This is a genomic window from Mycobacterium aquaticum (genome assembly GCF_002086485.1).
Classification (GTDB): domain Bacteria; phylum Actinomycetota; class Actinomycetes; order Mycobacteriales; family Mycobacteriaceae; genus Mycobacterium; species Mycobacterium aquaticum.
In genome coordinates this window covers 216630-231651 of the sequence record NZ_MVHF01000006.1, presented here as the reverse complement: position 1 = coordinate 231651, position 15022 = coordinate 216630, and the positions used below count along the sequence as shown (strand labels likewise).

At 66.4% G+C, this 15022-nt stretch carries 17 protein-coding genes; 6 read left to right on the top strand and 11 right to left on the bottom strand.

The window, feature by feature from the left end:
- Positions 1-128: 128 nt before the first annotated feature.
- Positions 129-899 carry an SDR family NAD(P)-dependent oxidoreductase gene (locus tag BST13_RS09375; RefSeq protein WP_083162883.1) on the bottom strand — a complete coding sequence of 257 codons (771 nt, stop codon included), beginning with the start codon at positions 897-899 and terminating at the stop codon, positions 129-131.
- Between the two features lie 11 nt (positions 900-910).
- On the bottom strand, positions 911-1744 hold the full coding sequence (locus BST13_RS09370) for a sugar phosphate isomerase/epimerase family protein (protein ID WP_083162881.1): 834 nt from the start codon (positions 1742-1744) through the stop codon (positions 911-913).
- 220 nt (positions 1745-1964) lie between these two features.
- On the opposite strand from BST13_RS09370, the gene BST13_RS09365 reads away from it, so the two are divergent.
- From BST13_RS09365 to BST13_RS09350, 4 genes are read left to right on the top strand one after another with little or no spacing between them, the layout of a single operon-like run.
- Complete coding sequence (locus BST13_RS09365; protein ID WP_083162879.1) at positions 1965-3296, top strand: MFS transporter; 1332 nt, start codon at positions 1965-1967, stop codon at positions 3294-3296.
- Positions 3296-4123: a transketolase gene (locus BST13_RS09360; protein WP_083162877.1), complete on the top strand. Its 828-nt coding sequence runs from the start codon at positions 3296-3298 to the stop codon at positions 4121-4123. Before BST13_RS09365 ends, BST13_RS09360 begins: the two co-directional genes overlap by 1 nt.
- Complete coding sequence (locus BST13_RS09355) at positions 4120-5097, top strand: transketolase family protein (protein WP_083162875.1); 978 nt, start codon at positions 4120-4122, stop codon at positions 5095-5097. The genes BST13_RS09360 and BST13_RS09355 overlap by 4 nt, the downstream gene beginning before the upstream one ends.
- Before the next feature lie 43 nt (positions 5098-5140).
- Positions 5141-5797: a GntR family transcriptional regulator gene (locus tag BST13_RS09350; RefSeq protein WP_083162938.1), complete on the top strand. Its 657-nt coding sequence runs from the start codon at positions 5141-5143 to the stop codon at positions 5795-5797.
- Positions 5798-5873: 76 nt separating this feature from the next.
- On the opposite strand, the gene BST13_RS09345 is transcribed toward BST13_RS09350, so the two are convergent.
- Together BST13_RS09345 and BST13_RS39295 are read right to left on the bottom strand one after the other, a co-directional pair.
- Positions 5874-6200: a hypothetical protein gene (locus BST13_RS09345; RefSeq protein ID WP_083162873.1), complete on the bottom strand. Its 327-nt coding sequence runs from the start codon at positions 6198-6200 to the stop codon at positions 5874-5876.
- A 10-nt stretch (positions 6201-6210) separates the two neighbouring features.
- On the bottom strand, positions 6211-6453 hold the full coding sequence (locus tag BST13_RS39295; protein ID WP_083162871.1) for a hypothetical protein: 243 nt from the start codon (positions 6451-6453) through the stop codon (positions 6211-6213).
- Positions 6454-6532: 79 nt separating this feature from the next.
- Here BST13_RS39295 and BST13_RS09335 point away from each other — a divergent pair, with 79 nt between their 5' ends.
- The gene (locus tag BST13_RS09335) at positions 6533-7786 is read left to right on the top strand and encodes a TetR/AcrR family transcriptional regulator (protein WP_083162869.1); all 1254 of its coding nucleotides are present in this window, start codon (positions 6533-6535) and stop codon (positions 7784-7786) included.
- Here the strand turns inward: BST13_RS09335 and BST13_RS09330 are convergent.
- From BST13_RS09330 to BST13_RS09320, 3 genes are read right to left on the bottom strand one after another with little or no spacing between them, the layout of a single operon-like run.
- Positions 7753-8025, bottom strand: a complete 273-nt coding sequence (locus BST13_RS09330) for a hypothetical protein (RefSeq protein WP_083162867.1) — start codon at positions 8023-8025, stop codon at positions 7753-7755. The two genes, BST13_RS09335 and BST13_RS09330, sit on opposite strands and share 34 nt — an antisense overlap.
- Before the next feature lie 16 nt (positions 8026-8041).
- Positions 8042-9520 carry a flavin-containing monooxygenase gene (locus BST13_RS09325; RefSeq protein ID WP_083162865.1) on the bottom strand — a complete coding sequence of 493 codons (1479 nt, stop codon included), beginning with the start codon at positions 9518-9520 and terminating at the stop codon, positions 8042-8044.
- A gap of 41 nt (positions 9521-9561) precedes the next feature.
- On the bottom strand, positions 9562-10494 hold the full coding sequence (locus BST13_RS09320; protein ID WP_083162863.1) for a DUF5996 family protein: 933 nt from the start codon (positions 10492-10494) through the stop codon (positions 9562-9564).
- Between the two features lie 585 nt (positions 10495-11079).
- Here BST13_RS09320 and BST13_RS09310 point away from each other — a divergent pair.
- A complete protein-coding gene (locus BST13_RS09310) occupies positions 11080-11604 on the top strand; it encodes a glycine-rich domain-containing protein (protein ID WP_083162861.1) in 525 nt (174 codons plus the stop codon).
- Between the two features lie 12 nt (positions 11605-11616).
- Here the strand turns inward: BST13_RS09310 and BST13_RS09305 are convergent, their stop codons facing one another.
- From BST13_RS09305 to thiD, 4 genes are read right to left on the bottom strand one after another with little or no spacing between them, the layout of a single operon-like run.
- Positions 11617-12999, bottom strand: a complete 1383-nt coding sequence (locus tag BST13_RS09305) for a cytochrome P450 (protein ID WP_083162859.1) — start codon at positions 12997-12999, stop codon at positions 11617-11619.
- A 45-nt stretch (positions 13000-13044) separates the two neighbouring features.
- Positions 13045-13572 (bottom strand): septum formation family protein, encoded by a 528-nt coding sequence (locus BST13_RS09300; RefSeq protein WP_083162857.1) that lies wholly within the window; start codon positions 13570-13572, stop codon positions 13045-13047.
- Complete coding sequence (locus BST13_RS09295; protein ID WP_083162855.1) at positions 13569-14210, bottom strand: alpha/beta hydrolase family protein; 642 nt, start codon at positions 14208-14210, stop codon at positions 13569-13571. The genes BST13_RS09300 and BST13_RS09295 overlap by 4 nt, the downstream gene beginning before the upstream one ends.
- Positions 14207-14989: a bifunctional hydroxymethylpyrimidine kinase/phosphomethylpyrimidine kinase gene (gene thiD / locus BST13_RS09290; protein WP_211296053.1), complete on the bottom strand. Its 783-nt coding sequence runs from the start codon at positions 14987-14989 to the stop codon at positions 14207-14209. Before thiD ends, BST13_RS09295 begins: the two co-directional genes overlap by 4 nt.
- Between the last annotated feature and the right edge of the window lie 33 nt (positions 14990-15022).

Genomic DNA, 15022 nt, shown 5'->3' with positions numbered 1-15022 from the left:
ACCCCACGCCCGGCTACCCACCACCACCACCACCAAAACTCGCCGCGCCAACCACCTACCAATTTCGCAACAGCCCGTTGTTGCGAAAATCCTTGTAAAAACTGGCCACTCGGCGCGGCGAAGCGGTGTCAGTGCATGTGGCTGCCACCGTTGATGTCCACGGTGGTTCCGGTGAGGTAACTGGCGTCCTGGCTGGACAGGAACGTGATGACCGCGGCCACCTCGTCGGTGGTGGCAGTGCGGCCGACGGGGATGTCGGCGGCCAGCTTGGCTTCCTGCTCATCGGTGGAGCCGACGCGGATGTTGGTGTCCACCGCGCCCGGGGTGACGGCGTTGACCGTGACACCGGTGTCGGCGATCTCGCGGGCCAGCGACTTCGTGAAGCCCAGGATCGCGGCCTTGGCCGAGGAGTAGGGCACCTTGCCGAACACGCCGCCGCCGCGCTGCGCGGACACCGAGCTCATGTTGACGATGCGGCCCCAGCCGGCGTCGATCATGGCGGGCAGGAAAGCCTTTGTCACCAAGTAGGTTCCGGTGGCGTTGACGGCCATGACCTTGTTCCAGAGGTCCAGCGTGGTCTCCAGGAACGGCACGGGGGAGGTGATGCCCGCGATGTTGGCCAGCGCGCCGATCGTGGGCAGGTTGCCCGCGGCGACCTCGGCGGCGACCGCGTCGTAGGCGGCGGTGACCGACTCTTCGGAGGTGACGTCGACGGCATGGCCGAACGCGGGTACCCCGAATTGGTTGCCGATCTCGGCGGCGACCTTGGCGGAGCGCTCGCCATCGAGGTCGAGGATCACGACGGCCCAGCCTTCCTTGGCGTAGCGCTCGGCAACGGCCATGCCGATGCCCTTCTCGGAGGTGGCTCCGGTGACGACGGCGGTGCGGGTGACAGACATTGCGAGTCCTTTCAGATCAAGGTGGAGATGAGGTTTCCGGCCGCTGCTGCGGCGGCCGGACGTTGGTCGTGGGTGACGTCGCGGGTTTCCAGTTCCAGCGCGAAGTGCCCCGAATAGCCGGCGTCGGCGAGACTCTTGAGGCCTGTCGCGAAATCGACCTGGCCGTTGCCGACCGACAGATTGATGTTGCCGGGGACGGCATCACGGATGTGGACGTGCCGGATGCGTGGCCCGAACCGTGCCACGAAGTCCACCGGGTCGCCGCCGGACGCCACGATGTGACTGAAATCCATGACTATTCCGACGTTTTCGTCGAGCCGATCGGCGAGCTGTTGTGCACGTTCGGTGTCGAAGCACAATCGGAAGAAGTGCAGCGATTCGGTCCACAAGGCGACTCCGCGGGCGGCGGCGACCTTCGAGGCCGCGGCCAGCTCCCCGGCCACCGTCGTCAGGTCCTCGTCGAGCGAGTTGATCGGCTCGTGGTCGAGCGCGCCGCAGGGCAGTACCAGCGCGTCGGCGCCGGTGGCGGCCGTCAGCTCGACCAGCATCGCCAGGTGGCGGTCCCGGGCCGCCCGACCTTGGACGTCCAGTGCGACGTTGAGGTCACCGATGTCGCCGTTGATGGAGCGGACCCGGATGCCCGACGCCGCGACGGTGGCCGCGACCTCGCGTACGGCGGCCTCGTCGAGGACGAACGGAACGTGGTCGCACACGCCGGGTAGCGCACCCAGGTCGATCTCGGCGAAGCCCACTCCGGCGATGGTGTCCAGGGCCTTGGGCAATGGCTGGTGGCGGAAGCTGATGGTCGAACAGCCCAGGCGGCTGTGAAACGAATGAGCTGGCATCTGGCGGTGCTTTCTCCCGGGCCTTCGCGGCTGTGGCGGCGACCACACTACCGGCGTCGACTGTTAACAGTCAACGGGCGGCAATAAATTCTGTTGACTGTTGACAGTGACGTGTGTGCAGGCTCACACTGGGTGGCACCTACCGCTTTGTTGACAGTCAACATGTCAGGAAATTCGCAGGTAGACCTGGATTTGAGCGGGATTTGAAAGGATGACGCCCATGAGCGATGACGCTCTGAAAATGCGGGGTCCCGTACTTGGCACCAAGGACGCCAAGCGGGTAGCGGTCGGCTCCGCCGTCGGCGCAGTGATCGAAACCTATGACTTCATCGGATTCGGGACCGCCGCCGCGCTGTACTTCGGCCACGCGTTCTTCCCGCACTCGAGCCCGGTCGCCGGCACCCTGGCATCGTTCGCCACCCTCGGGGTGGGTTTCGCGGCCCGGCCGCTGGGCGGCATCATCGGCGGCCACCTCGGCGACAAGGTCGGTCGCAAACCAGTGCTCGTCGCGTCGCTGCTCATCATGGGTCTGGCCACCTTCGCGATCGGGCTGCTGCCCACCTATGCCGCGGTCGGCGTGCTCGCGCCGGTGCTGTTGGTGACCGTCCGGATCATTCAAGGTCTGGCCTTCGGCGCCGAGTGGGGTGGCGCCATCCTCATGAGCTACGAGCACGCCCCGTGGAAGGAAAAGGGCCGCTACACCGGCATCGTGCAGGCCGGTTTCCCGGTGGGGCTGCTGCTGGCCAACCTGGTCTTCCTGGTCAGTGTGCACCTCGGCGGTGACTGGGCATGGCGGGTGCCGTTCCTGGCCAGCATCGTGCTGGTGGTCGTCGGGCTGATCATCCGGGCCAAGGTGCCCGAGTCGCCGGTCTTCGAAGACGTCAAGGACGAGGGCAAGATCGTCAAGGCGCCCATCGTCGAGGTGCTCAAGAACGACTGGCGAAACATCCTGCGCGGCATCGGCCTTCGTATCGCCGAGACCGCAGGCTATGCCGTGTCGATCACCTACATGATCTCCTACCTCAAGACCGCGAAACTGGCCACCGCCACGGAAACTCTTGTCGCACTGTGCATTGCTGCGGCAATCGGTATCTTCGCGACGGTAGGATGGGCGCGGCTCACCGACACGGTCGGTCGTCGTCCGGTCTACCTGTGGGTGTGCGCCTTCGGTGTTCCCTTCGGCGTACTCATGTTCGTGCTGGTGAACACCGGGCTGTTCTTCCTCATCATCGCGACCGTCGTCATCGCCTACGGCGTCTGCCAGAACGCCCTGGCCGGCTCTCAGGGCGCCTGGTTCCCCGAACTGTTCACCGCCAACACCCGCGCCTCGGGAGCCTCACTGGCGTACCAGATCTCGGCGATGGTCTCGGGATTCACGCCCTTTGTCACAACACTGCTGTTCGAATGGATGGGATGGATGGGACCTGCTCTGCTGTTCTCCGCGTACGCCGCGGTTGGCCTGTGGGCCGCGTTGGTGACCCGTGAAACCTGGGGATCCGCCGAACGCCAGGCTGCCGACAAGGCCGCCTCCGACCAGGCGTTGGCCGCCTGATGCGCGCCACGAAGGTGCGTGATGCTGCCTACCGGATGCGTCACCACGTACTGAACATGGGTGAGGCGCAAGGGCAGGGCTACGTCGGGCAGGCCCTCGGTGCCGCCGACATGCTCGCCGCGGTATACGCCGATCAACTGCGCTTCCGTGCCGATGATCCGCACTGGGAGGGGCGCGACCGGTTCCTGTTGTCGACAGGGCACTACGCGATCGGCCTGTACGCGGCGCTGGCCGAAGCGGGCATCGTCGACGTCGCCGAGCTCGACACCTACGGATCCGACGAATCCCGGTTGCCGATGTCCGGAATGGCAAGTTACACACCGGGTATGGAGATATCCGGTGGGTCGCTGGGCCACGGTCTCACGGTTGCCGTCGGGATGGCGCTGGGTCTGCGGCACCAGGGGAACGACGCGCGGGTGATCAATTTTCTCTCTGACGGTGAACTCGACGAGGGTTCGACGTGGGAGGCCGCGATGGGTGCGTCGCATCACCGGCTCGGCAATCTCGTGGCGATGGTCGACATCAACGCGCTACAGGCCGACGGCCCGACGGCGGGCGTGCTGCGCACCGAACCCGTGTCCGACAAGTGGGCGGCCTGTGGCTGGCACGTCCAGCGCGTCGACGGCAACGACGTCCACGGACTTCTCGACGCATTCGACCGAATCAGCACCGAAGCGCCCTCGGTCATCTTGTGCGACACCAAAGTTGGCAAAGGCGTACCGCTGCTGGAAACGCGGGAGAAGGCGCACTTCATGCGTATCGACGCCGACGAGTGGCAGATCTGCCGCGACCAACTCACCGCGGGCTATCAAGGAGTATCGGCATGAGCACCAAACTTCGCACCTCGGCGATGATCGCGTCGTTCGCCGATCCCGGGCAGAAGACCACGCCCGCACCGTTCGGGCACGCCCTGGTGAAGGCCGGGCAGGCCGATGACCGAATCGTCGGGCTCACCGCTGATCTGGGCAAGTACACCGACATGCATATCTTCGCCCAGGCATTTCCCGACCGGTTCTTCCAGATGGGCATGGCCGAGCAGCTGTTGTTCGGCGCGGCCGCCGGTATGGCCGAGACGGGCCTGATTCCTTTTGCGTCAACCTATTCCGTGTTCGCGGCGCGGCGGGCCTATGACTTCATCTGCCTCGACATCGCCGAGCCGGGACTGGGCGTCAACATCGTCGGTGGATTACCTGGTCTCACAACGGGTTACGGGCCATCGCACCAAGCCACCGAGGACGTCGCGATCTTCCGGGGGATGCCGGGGCTGACCATCGTCGATCCGTGCGACTCGGTCGACATCGAGCAGGCCGTGCCCCAGTTGGCCGAGCACGCCGGACCCACATATCTGCGTCTGTTACGCGGAAATGTGCCCACTGTCCTCGATGAGTACGGATACACGTTCGAACTCGGCAAGGCCAAGGTAGTGCGGCCCGGCAACGACGTCGTGTTCGTCTCGAGCGGCCTGATGACGATGCGGGCCCTGCTGGCTGCCGAGGAACTGACGGCCCACAATGTCGACGCGGCCGTGGTGCACGCTCCGACGCTCAAGCCGTTCGACGCCGAAACCGTGCTGCGCGAACTGGATTCGGACCGCCTGGCGCTGACGCTGGAAAACCACACCGTGGTCGGAGGATTGTTCGAGACGGTGGCCTCGGCCATGGTGCAGCGCGGGGTGGGCCGACAGGTCACACCAATTGCGCTGCCGGACGAATTCCTGGCCGCCGGGGCACTGCCGACACTGCACGACCGCTACGGCCTGTCGACTCGGCGCATCGTCGCTTCGGTACTCGAGCGACTGTAGGATCAGTGTTGACAAACAAATGTTGACACTCAAGGAGCAGGTCATGTCGGAGGCCCCGTCGCTGCTGCGACTTGAGAAGACCAGCCTGCGCGAACAAGCGCTGTCAGCGCTGCGCCGAGCCATCACCTCAGGCCAGCTTCAGCCCGGTACCCACCTCGTGGAGACAGACCTGTCCGATGCCCTGCAGATCAGTCGCGGAACGCTACGCGAGGCCATGCGCCAACTGCAGCAGGAAGGGCTGATCTCGGCGGGGGCACGCGGTCGGCTGTCGGTCCGACACCTCGACGCCAAGGAGATCAAGGACATCTTCGACGTCCGAGGTGCGCTCGAGTCGCTGGCCGCCAGTGACTTGGCGTCCCGCGACGACCGGGACGCTGCGGTGTCGGCCCTGCGCAGCGCGGTCGCCGACATGGAGCGATGGGCCGCGGCCAACCTGGAAGACCGCATCGAGGCCGACCTGAAGTTCCACCGGACCCTGTGTCACTTGAGCGGTAACGAAACCCTGCTGCATTCATGGTCGTCACTGGAGGGCAGCATCCGGATGTCGATCATGTACGCCGGGGTGGACCGGGCCCTGAAGAACATGGACGCCAAGCGGCATCTCGATATCGTCGACGCCATCGAATCGGGCGATCCGGCTGCGGCCGCGACTGCGGTCCGGGATCACATGTGCACCGCCGCGGCGGTCCTGGTCGACTAGGTATCGCGCGACTGGCCAGTTGTGGCACGCGATTCGCGAAAAACCGTGCCACAACTGGCCACTCGGCGCTCAGGGCTCAGTGAGTGTCGCGCGTCGGCATGAGTGATTCGTGCGCCGACGAAGTCGCTGCCCGTACCAGCACCGCGATGACCGCCAGGGCACCGATCGCCACCACCGGGATGGTCCACAGCCGGCGCAGCACCAGCGCCGAACCGCACTTGTCGACGTACTGGTCCCCAGCGGCGCTGGCCTGCACCAGATGCGCCGAATACGACGAGCCGCACGGAATCTGCATGCCGTACTGGTCGAAGTCGTCGAGGTACACCGGCATGCCCATCAGATACAGACCGATGCCGAGGACCACCAGACCGGCGATCCCCAGATACACAGCTCGATAACTCATCTAGCCCCCTTCAGGTCATACAAACGTCGGCGAACAACAGCACCGGCCACGAGACGATCGAGCCGAGGGCCGACACCACGGCATCCAGGCTGGACATCTCCCGGAGATGTTCGGTGTGGGTGCTCGACCAGATCGCCCCGATCAGCCCGTACGGGGTACCGACGATCAGCGCGATGACGATCAACTCGCCGACCGCGACACGGTACGCCAGCAATCTTCGCAACCTGACCAGCACGGGACCCCCATCCGGCATCAACCCTGGCTATGTTAATGGGCATTCTGCCGCGTCCGGCCCCTTTGACCACATTCGCGGGTCCGTTTATGGTGTCGACATGGCGCGCACCCCGCCCACCGGCGGCGACCGGAGTGCAGCTGTCGTGCGACGCCGCCCGAAAGACCGAAAAGCCCAGATCGCCCGCGCCTCGGCGGAGGCGTTCAGTGCTCTCGGCTATCACGGTGTCAGCATGGAGGCCATCGCGTCGCGCGTCGGGATCTCGGCGGCCGCGTTGTACCGGCACTATTCGAGCAAGTACGAGCTGTTCCGCGACGCCGTGCTCAACCTCGGCCAGCAACTCGTCGACGGCACCGCGTTCGCCGACGAGACCGAATCCGACCCCGACCCGCGTCGGGAACTGCGTCGCCTGGTCGCCGCCCTGACCGATACCGCGCTGGCCAACCGCGAGTCCGGTGGCCTGTACCGCTGGGAGGCCCGGTTCTTGCGCGGCGACGACCAGACCGCGTTGAACAGCCAGATGCGGACCGTGCACCTGCGGATCCAGCGGCCGCTGCGGGCCCTGCGTCCCGAGCTCGGGGCGCACCAGCGCTGGACGCTGTCCACCGCCGTGCTCAGTGTGCTCGGCAGCATCGTCGACCATCGCGCCAAGCTGCCGGCCGGCCAGATCCGTGCGGTGCTCGCCGAGATCGTCGACAGCGTGCTCACCGCGGACCTGCCCGAGCTTCCCACCGCCGGCGATCCGGTGACCGATGCTCCACCGGCCACCGGCACGACCAAATACGAAGCGTTGCTGAGTGAATCGCTGCGGTTGTTCAATCAGAACGGCTACCGCGACACGACCATGGAAGACATCGCGAGTGCGGTCGGCATGCCGGCATCGGGCATCTACCGGTACTTCTCGGGCAAGACGGACATCCTCGCAGCCGGATTCCGACGGGCGGCCGATCGATTGTCCGAAGACATGGCCGAGGTGCTGCGCACGGTCTCCGACCCCGAGCAGGCACTCGCGGTGCTGATCGACAGCTATGTCGAGCGGTCGTTCGCCCGCCCGGAACTCGACTACGTCTACTACACCGAACGTCTCAACATGACCGCCGCCGACCAGAAGATCCTGCGCGACCTGCAGCGGTCGGCAGTCGAATCCTGGGTGAACCTGGTGATGCCCGTGCGGCCCCAGTGGAGCGCCGGTCAGGCGCGGTTTGCGGTTCATGCTGCGATGGCGTTGGTGATCGACCTGGGCCGGCTCATGGGTTACCAGAATTCGGAGCAGGCCCGGGCCGTGGTGACGGCCATGGTCGATCTGACCCTGTTGGGGCGCTACCGGTTGCGCGCGGCGTTGCCGGCCAGATAGGCGACGTAGCCGACGGTTCCGGCGAGAGCCAGCTTGCGAGTCTTGCGCAGGAGCAGGCCGAGTCCCAGCGCGGTCTCGATGCCGCCGTTGGTGTAGATGTGCTTGTGCGTGTCCTTGGGGAACGCAGAGCGGGTGATCGATTCGAACAACTGTGGTTTCACGAAATGGGCCACACCGGTTCCGGCCAGTCCGAGACCTGCCAGCTTGGCCAGCGTGGAGTTGTTGTTCTGTTCGGTCATGGACGATCCTCTCTGATCAGGAAAATGCGTAGTCGCTCAACGGGAATCGGGAAGCGTCCGCAACGGCCCGACGCGTTGTCATGGGTCGCAGCAGGGTGGCTTCGCCGCTCGGATTGAAATAGTACGACCGTGCCGAAGCGCAGTCGCCGAGGGTGAACAACGAGTCCGAAAGCAACTCGGTCATCAAGTCGAGGTACCGCGCGTTGGCCTCCTCGGTCACCTCGAATATGGTGGCGCCGCGGCGCTTCACCTCACCGAACAGCCGGTCCATCAACCGCATCTGGTACTCCATGGTGTTGAAGAAGTTCAACCCGAGGAACGCGTACGGACTGGCCAGGCTCAGGTAGTTCGGGAAGTACGGCATCGAGACCCCCTGATAGGCCTGGAACCTGGTGTCGCGCCACCATTTCCCGAGGTCGCGACCTTCCCGGCCGATCACCTCGATGGCCGGGAAATTGGCCTCCCAGAGATCGAATCCGGTGGCCAGGACGAGGGTGTCGACGACTGTCTTGCTGCCGTCGGCGTTGACGATCCCGTCCGGCTCGATGTGGTCGATGCCGTCGGCCTGCAGCTGCACGTGCGGCTTGGTGAAAGTGCGGTAGTAGCTGTTGGAGAATGTCGGCCGCTTGCAGCCGAAGTCGTAGTCCGGGGTCAGTTTCCGACGCAGCTCCGGGTCGCGGATCGAGGCGAACCGGTGCAGTTTGGCCAGATCGGCCGCAGCGATGTTGAGCCGACGGAAATAGCGGTGTTTGAGCACCGCGGTGTCGACCATGGCCGCGTAGATGCCGTCGGTGACGGCCCGGATGGCACGCTGTGTCAACGGTATTCGGGCGAACAACGCCTTGATGCGCGGCGAGAACCGGACATCGATCTTCGGCACCACCCAGATCGGGGTGCGCTGGTAGACGGTCAGCGAGGCGACCCGGCGGGCCAGCTCGGGGATGAGCTGTACCGCGGTGGCGCCGGTGCCGATGATCGCCACGCTGCGGCCGGAGGGGTCGTAATCGTCGTCCCAGTCGGTGGTGTGGATGATCTTGCCTGCGAAGCTGTCGATGCCTGCGATGTCGGGCGTGTGCGGCTGGGACAGAAACCCGGTGGCGGTGAAGAGGTAGCGGGCCCGCAGTGTCTCGCCGTCGGCGAGCCCGACCTGCCAGTGTGCGGTCTCCTCGTCCCAGCTGGCGCCCTCCACGGTCGTGTTGAACCGGATATGTCGCCGCACGTCGTAATTGTCGGCGACCGTGTCGGCGTAGCGCTTGATCTCGGTGCCCGTGGAGAACAGCCGTGACCAGTGCGGGTTGGGCTCGAAGAAGTATGAGTACGTGGTGGTGGGGACGTCGACGGCCAAGCCGGGGTAGTGGTTGACGTGCCAGGTGCCGCCGAGGTCGTCTTCGCGGTCGACGATCACGAAGTCGTCGATACCCATCCGCTTGAGCTGGATGGCCGCGCCGATCCCGGCGAACCCAGCCCCGACGATCACCGCGTCGTGTGCCCCCATGGCGAAACAGTACCGCAGGTACCGGGTACTTTGTCGAGGGGTTACCGGGACAAGGTGCGCCACCGGTGCGGATCGGACTCGAGCTGCGAGCGGTCCCAGCCGGCCAGGTCAGCGGCCGCGGCATAGGTGGTCTGCAGGAATTCCAGCAGCGCGCGGTCGGGATCGGGAGAGGTCCGCACCGCCTCGTAGGGCAGCAGGAACTGGCGGAACTCCTTGCTGTAGTACGCCGCCTCGGGTCCGACGGGATAGTCGGCGAATCCCTCCGGTTCCGGATAAGCGTACGCATAGAAGGCGCCTTCTTCGCCGCCGCCCGGCCAGAATCCGCAACTGCTCAACTCGTGCGAGTAGCCCTCGACCATGACCCAGTCGCCGCAGTTCGGTGCTCCGCCCGGGTGTTCGGGGGCCGGTCGGCCGGAGAATCTGGTGCACGCCATGTCGAACGAGCCCCAGAAGAAGTGCACCGGGCTGACCTTGCCGATGAAGTAGGAGCGGAATTCGTTGATCACCCGGTGGGCCTGGATGAGTTGGCGCCAGAACAGGTGCGCGGCCTGCGGGTCATACGACGCGTGCTGGTGATCCTCGGCGAACGGAATCGCCGGATCAACCTCGTTGGGCTCCCCGGAGATTCCCGCCTCGATGCCGAGTTGCCGTAGCGCGGAAAGGGTCTCGGCATAGAACTCGGCGACCGGTTTGGCGCTCAGGGCGACGGTGGCCGCACCGCCGTCGCTGGTGCGGATGGCCAGCACGTGGTCGATGAAGTCGAATTCCAGGTCGAACAACCGGTTGCCGTACGGAATCGAGCCGGTGGTCAGCCCGCGCGGGCTGACGTAGAGGGTGACCTGCCACCAGTGGTTGAGCAGCGGCGAATGGGTGAGACGGATCTTGCCGACGATCTGCGTCCACATGTGCAACGTGTCGCGGGTCGGCTCCCAGTCCGCCACTCGCAGGGCAGGCCATCCGTTGGAGGTGCTCATTGCGGTCCTTTCTCCGTGCTCACGCAAACATCTCACCGCTGCCGGGCGGTGTCGTCAATGACGGAGCGGATCATCCCACCAAACATGTTGTCGCCTCGGGCTATTCGCTGCAGCCGTGGACCCTGTGCGGGGTCAATCTGTGAATCGTGCAAGGAAACGCGGCAGACGCGCTCTGGCCCTTCCGCCCGGTGTGACGGTCTTCACACAATGAAGCGGTAGGCCGGGCCAAAGGAGGCTCACGATGCACACGATCGAACTGGGTGTGGTGGTGCTCGCACTGACAGTAGTGCTGACCAGTGCGTTGGTGCACCGGTCGGCCGGGGCCCGCAGCCGGCCTCAGGAGAGCCCGCAAGAGCAGTGCCGAAGGGAAATTCGAGCCCTGCGCCGGGATTCCGGGCGCTATATGCGGCCCCGCCGGACTGCGCTCTGGGCGGCAGGCGCACCTTCGCAGCCGCGGTCGAAGCGTACCGCCTCGAAATCTTCGGACGCGGCCGGTTGCGGTGGGTGTGGCGGCGGTTGCGGCGGCTGTGGTGGTTGCGGAGGGTGTGGCGGGTGACCGCTGTCGAGTCGATGGAGGGCAGACGTATGGAATCTCGCTGGTTGGCACGACGCCGCGACGCCGGATTCGAGAGGTCCTACGCCGCGGTGGCGGCTCTCGATCTTCCGCAGGTCGTGTTCAAGACCTGCCCATGGCAGCCACGCGCACTCGTCACGACCGGCCTGCGGCAGTGGTTGCGGTGCTGCGCTGCCGCGCTGCAGGACGGTCAGTTGATCGGAATGCCTTCGCACGCAGTGGATGAGGCCTGGCACGGTTTGATCCTGTGCACCATGCGATACGAGTCCTTCTGCGCGGACGCCTACGGCCGGTTCATGCACCACACTCCGGTCGGCGGCGCACCGGCCGACAGTCGCGCGGCGACAGAACCCATGGCCGAGCAGCTCCGCAGGACCGTCATTGCATGGGAACTCGTCGCCATGCCGGGCGAGCCGTGCGTGCTGTGGGATCTCGACAACCGGGTCGGAGTGGACGAGCCGTGGGGCGTCTGCCCCGAGCGCGTCGCCGAGATCCGCGCGTCGGTGACCAAACTCAGTGCCGCGGTGAGGTTCTGACGATGATTGTGCTCAGGGTTTGCGTCGAGTCACCCGGGCCGGAATCGGCTCGGCGGCAACGACGGTGAAGGGAGTCTCCACCGGGAAGTCGTCGTGCAATGAGGTCACCGCGACCGCGCGAACCAGGGTGGCCAGCGCCAGGGTCGCCTCCAGCATCGCGAAGTGATCTCCCACGCACGAGCGCGGTCCACCGCCGAAAGGCAGGTACTGCCAACGGCTTCGGCCTGCCGAGCGCTCCGGGGTGAACCGGTCGGGATCGAACACCAGGGGATCGTCCCAGAGAGCGGGATCGCGGTGCATGGCATAGAAGTTGACCATCGCCATCGTGCCTGCCTCGGCGCGGTAGCCGTCGACGGTGATCTCCTCGTTGAGCATGCGCGGTGTTCCCGCGCCGGGCGGGCACAGCCGCAACGATTCGTGCAGTACCCGCACGGTGTACTCGAGGTGGGGCACGTCCTCGGGCGTCAGGGGCCGGTCGCCGAGCGCGTCGACCTCGGAGTGCACGCGCGCCTGGATGTCGGGATCGCGGCCCAGCGCCCACAGCGAGTAACACAGCGTGGTCGAGGTGGTGTCATGACCGGCGAGCATGAACAACACTAATTCGTGGCAGATCTCGTCGTCGGTGAGGTGCCGCCCGGTGTCCGGGTCGCTGGCCTCGATGAGGGCGCGAACCAGCGGGGCGTCTCGATCGGGGTCGGCGCGCACGGCGGTCAGAATCTCGTCGGCGAGCTGATGCAGTCGCGCATTGCCCGCCTTCGCCCGGCGCTGCGCAGGGGTGGGTACCCACTGCGGGAGTTTGACCGGTTGGATCGCGCGATCGGATATCCATGACAGCGACGCGCGTAGCGCCGGGCCCACATCCTCGGCTCGCTCGTCGAGGTCGAGCCCGAACACCGAGCGGCCCAGCGCCCGCAACGTCAGCGTGCGGCACGCGGCGTCCAGGTCTATCGTGGCGCCGTCAGCCCAGCTGTCGGCGACCGCCTGCGCGGCGTCGGCCATGTGCCCGGCGTATCGCGGAACATGCTTCTTGGTGAACATCGGCTGCAGGGTGCGCCGCCGGGGCAGCCAGCGGTCATGCGGCAGATTCAGCAGATTCCCGCCCATCAGCCGGCGCAGGTCGATCATGTTGACGGCGCCGCCGCGATCGGCAACCGCATCGGGGCGGCCGAGGACGTCGCGCGCCCCTTGGGGCGAGGTGATCAGCAGGACCGGCGGGACAAGCCATCGGGGGCCCAGCACGATGCGGCTGACCGGGCCGCCTGCGTCGCGCAGCCGCTGATGTCCTTCGATGAACAGCCGTAACGCCTTGATCTGTTGGCGGTAGGGCATCGGATTGCGGGGTGCCAGCGGCAGCACAGTGGTGGCGGTGACCGCCGGACTGTCGATCTCGACCATGCGTCGAGTGTCGGCCCGGCGCGGTCGCCGGTTTAGAGTAGGGCGTTACCCCAATTTCCCGGTGCGGGGATTATCGCTGGTGGCGATGCATGTGACGGTACGGTCTCCGCGTTGCCAGGAGTCAGATGTCGGGTACAGCACGAACAGCTTGATGGCTGCGTCGTTGACCGCATTCGGCGCGTACTTGGTGAGCGCAGGCTTGCACTGGTCGGTGTACTTCATCACCGCGGCGTCCCCGGGGAAACCGCCGTCGGGCATGGTCAGCACCGAGAACACCTCGCCCTTGTGCGGCTGATCGCAGGTCACGGTGTGGACGTAGAGCACCCGGCTGCTGTCGGGCACGTCGCCGAGGCAGTCACCGACCTTGACCTGCGTGGCCTGAGTCGAGTCCCGGTTCACCAGGTAGTAGACCGCGGCAGCCGCGGCGACAGCGACGACCACGACCACTGCCAGCAGGATCAAGATCCACTTGAGCGCCGAGGATTTCTTCTTGGGCTGGGCCGCGAACCGGCCGGACTCCGCGGAATACGGCTGCGGTGGCGGGGGTGGGTAGTGCCCGGGCGGATTTGTCACGGCAGCAACCGTAACGCCGCGTCGACGGCCAATGCCGGCACGTCCGATGTCTTGGAACCCAGATCGTGCCGGGCGCCGGTGATCGCGACCAACTCGGTCGGGCCTGCGACGAGCGCGACGGCGGCGGTCAACTCGTCGAGCGTGCCGAACGGGTCGGCGCTGCCGTGGGTGAACACCGTCGGCACGGTGATGCGCGGCAGCTGCTCGGTGCGGGCGCGCTCCGGCTTGCCCGGCGGGTGCAGCGGGTAGGAGAACAACGTGAGGACGTCCACGACGAGCGGTGGCTCGGAACCTTCACCGGCCACCGCCATCGACGTCTGCCTGCCGCCGTAGGAATGTCCCCCGGCAATCACCGGACCATCGCTGAGCGTGCGGGCCAGCGCCACGGCCTCGGCGATACCGGCGCGGTCGGCGGCGGCCGATCCTGACGGCGGGCCCTTGGGTCTGCGGCGCCGGTACGGCAGGTTGTAGCGGATCGCGAGCCAGCCTCGCGAAGCCCATTCATCGCAAATGTTGACCAGCATCGGGGAGTTACGGTTGCCGCCGGCCCCGTGGGTGAGCACCACGACGCCGTGCGGGGTGCCGTCGGGTTCGTGCGCGATGCCGTCGATCGGAGCCAGGCTCGCGTCAAGGTTCATGTGTTCAATCTAAAGAGCGCCGACACCGGGCCGTGGCCGTGGCCGAGCGGGTACGCAGCGCGCAGGCATTCGGTGACCCATCGCTTGCCGAAGGCGACCGCCTCGGGCACCGAATAGCCGTGCGCGAGTGCGCTGGCCGTTGCGGCGGCCAAGGTGTCGCCTGCGCCGTGATCGTGTCCGGTGTCGACGCGCTCTGCGTCGAACTCGTGGAACTCCGCGCCGTCGAACAACAGGTCGGGGCTGTGCGTGCTGGCCCGCAGATGCCCGCCCTTGACCAGCGCCCACCGCGGCCCCAGCGCATGCAGCGCCCGGGCCGCATCCTTCTGGCTGGCGGTGTCCACCACGTCGATGCCCGTCAGGAGCCGCACCTCATCGAGGTTCGGGGTGACCAGTGTCGCCAGCGGGAACAGTCGCGTGCGCAGCGCGTCCAGGGCGCTCGGGTGCAGCAGCGGGTCGCCGTGCATCGACGCGCACACCGGATCCACCACCAGTGGCACACCGAGGCTCAGCTGGTCCCACGTTTCGGCGACCGTCTCGATGATGTCCGATGAGGCCAGCATGCCGGTCTTCGCGGCCTGCACCCCGATGTCGGTCGCCACGGCCTCGATCTGGCCTGCCACCACGTCCAGCGGGATCTCGTGAAACCCCTTGACGCCCACCGAGTTCTGGACCGTCACCGCCGTGATCGCGACCAGCCCGTGCAGGCCCAGCATGGCGAAGGTACGCAGGTCGGCCTGAATGCCTGCACCACCGCCCGAGTCCGATCCGGCGATGGTCATCACCCGGTGCGGGGCCTGGCCCGGTGGCGTCAG

What these genes read in the sequence shown, in the direction of transcription:
- BST13_RS39295 (WP_083162871.1), bottom strand. Translation starts at nt 6,453, where the DNA reads ATGCCGGATGGGGGTCCCGTGCTGGTCAGGTTGCGAAGATTGCTGGCG.
- BST13_RS09345 (WP_083162873.1), bottom strand. Translation starts at nt 6,200, where the DNA reads ATGAGTTATCGAGCTGTGTATCTGGGGATCGCCGGTCTGGTGGTCCTC.
- BST13_RS09360 (WP_083162877.1), top strand. Translation starts at nt 3,296, where the DNA reads ATGCGCGCCACGAAGGTGCGTGATGCTGCCTACCGGATGCGTCACCAC.
- BST13_RS09335 (WP_083162869.1), top strand. Translation starts at nt 6,533, where the DNA reads ATGGCGCGCACCCCGCCCACCGGCGGCGACCGGAGTGCAGCTGTCGTG.
- BST13_RS09325 (WP_083162865.1), bottom strand. Translation starts at nt 9,520, where the DNA reads ATGGGGGCACACGACGCGGTGATCGTCGGGGCTGGGTTCGCCGGGATC.
- thiD (WP_211296053.1), bottom strand. Translation starts at nt 14,989, where the DNA reads ATGACCATCGCCGGATCGGACTCGGGCGGTGGTGCAGGCATTCAGGCC.
- BST13_RS09370 (WP_083162881.1), bottom strand. Translation starts at nt 1,744, where the DNA reads ATGCCAGCTCATTCGTTTCACAGCCGCCTGGGCTGTTCGACCATCAGC.
- BST13_RS09295 (WP_083162855.1), bottom strand. Translation starts at nt 14,210, where the DNA reads ATGAACCTTGACGCGAGCCTGGCTCCGATCGACGGCATCGCGCACGAA.
- BST13_RS09310 (WP_083162861.1), top strand. Translation starts at nt 11,080, where the DNA reads ATGGAATCTCGCTGGTTGGCACGACGCCGCGACGCCGGATTCGAGAGG.
- BST13_RS09355 (WP_083162875.1), top strand. Translation starts at nt 4,120, where the DNA reads ATGAGCACCAAACTTCGCACCTCGGCGATGATCGCGTCGTTCGCCGAT.
- BST13_RS09305 (WP_083162859.1), bottom strand. Translation starts at nt 12,999, where the DNA reads ATGGTCGAGATCGACAGTCCGGCGGTCACCGCCACCACTGTGCTGCCG.
- BST13_RS09375 (WP_083162883.1), bottom strand. Translation starts at nt 899, where the DNA reads ATGTCTGTCACCCGCACCGCCGTCGTCACCGGAGCCACCTCCGAGAAG.
- BST13_RS09320 (WP_083162863.1), bottom strand. Translation starts at nt 10,494, where the DNA reads ATGAGCACCTCCAACGGATGGCCTGCCCTGCGAGTGGCGGACTGGGAG.
- BST13_RS09330 (WP_083162867.1), bottom strand. Translation starts at nt 8,025, where the DNA reads ATGACCGAACAGAACAACAACTCCACGCTGGCCAAGCTGGCAGGTCTC.
- BST13_RS09365 (WP_083162879.1), top strand. Translation starts at nt 1,965, where the DNA reads ATGAGCGATGACGCTCTGAAAATGCGGGGTCCCGTACTTGGCACCAAG.
- BST13_RS09350 (WP_083162938.1), top strand. Translation starts at nt 5,141, where the DNA reads ATGTCGGAGGCCCCGTCGCTGCTGCGACTTGAGAAGACCAGCCTGCGC.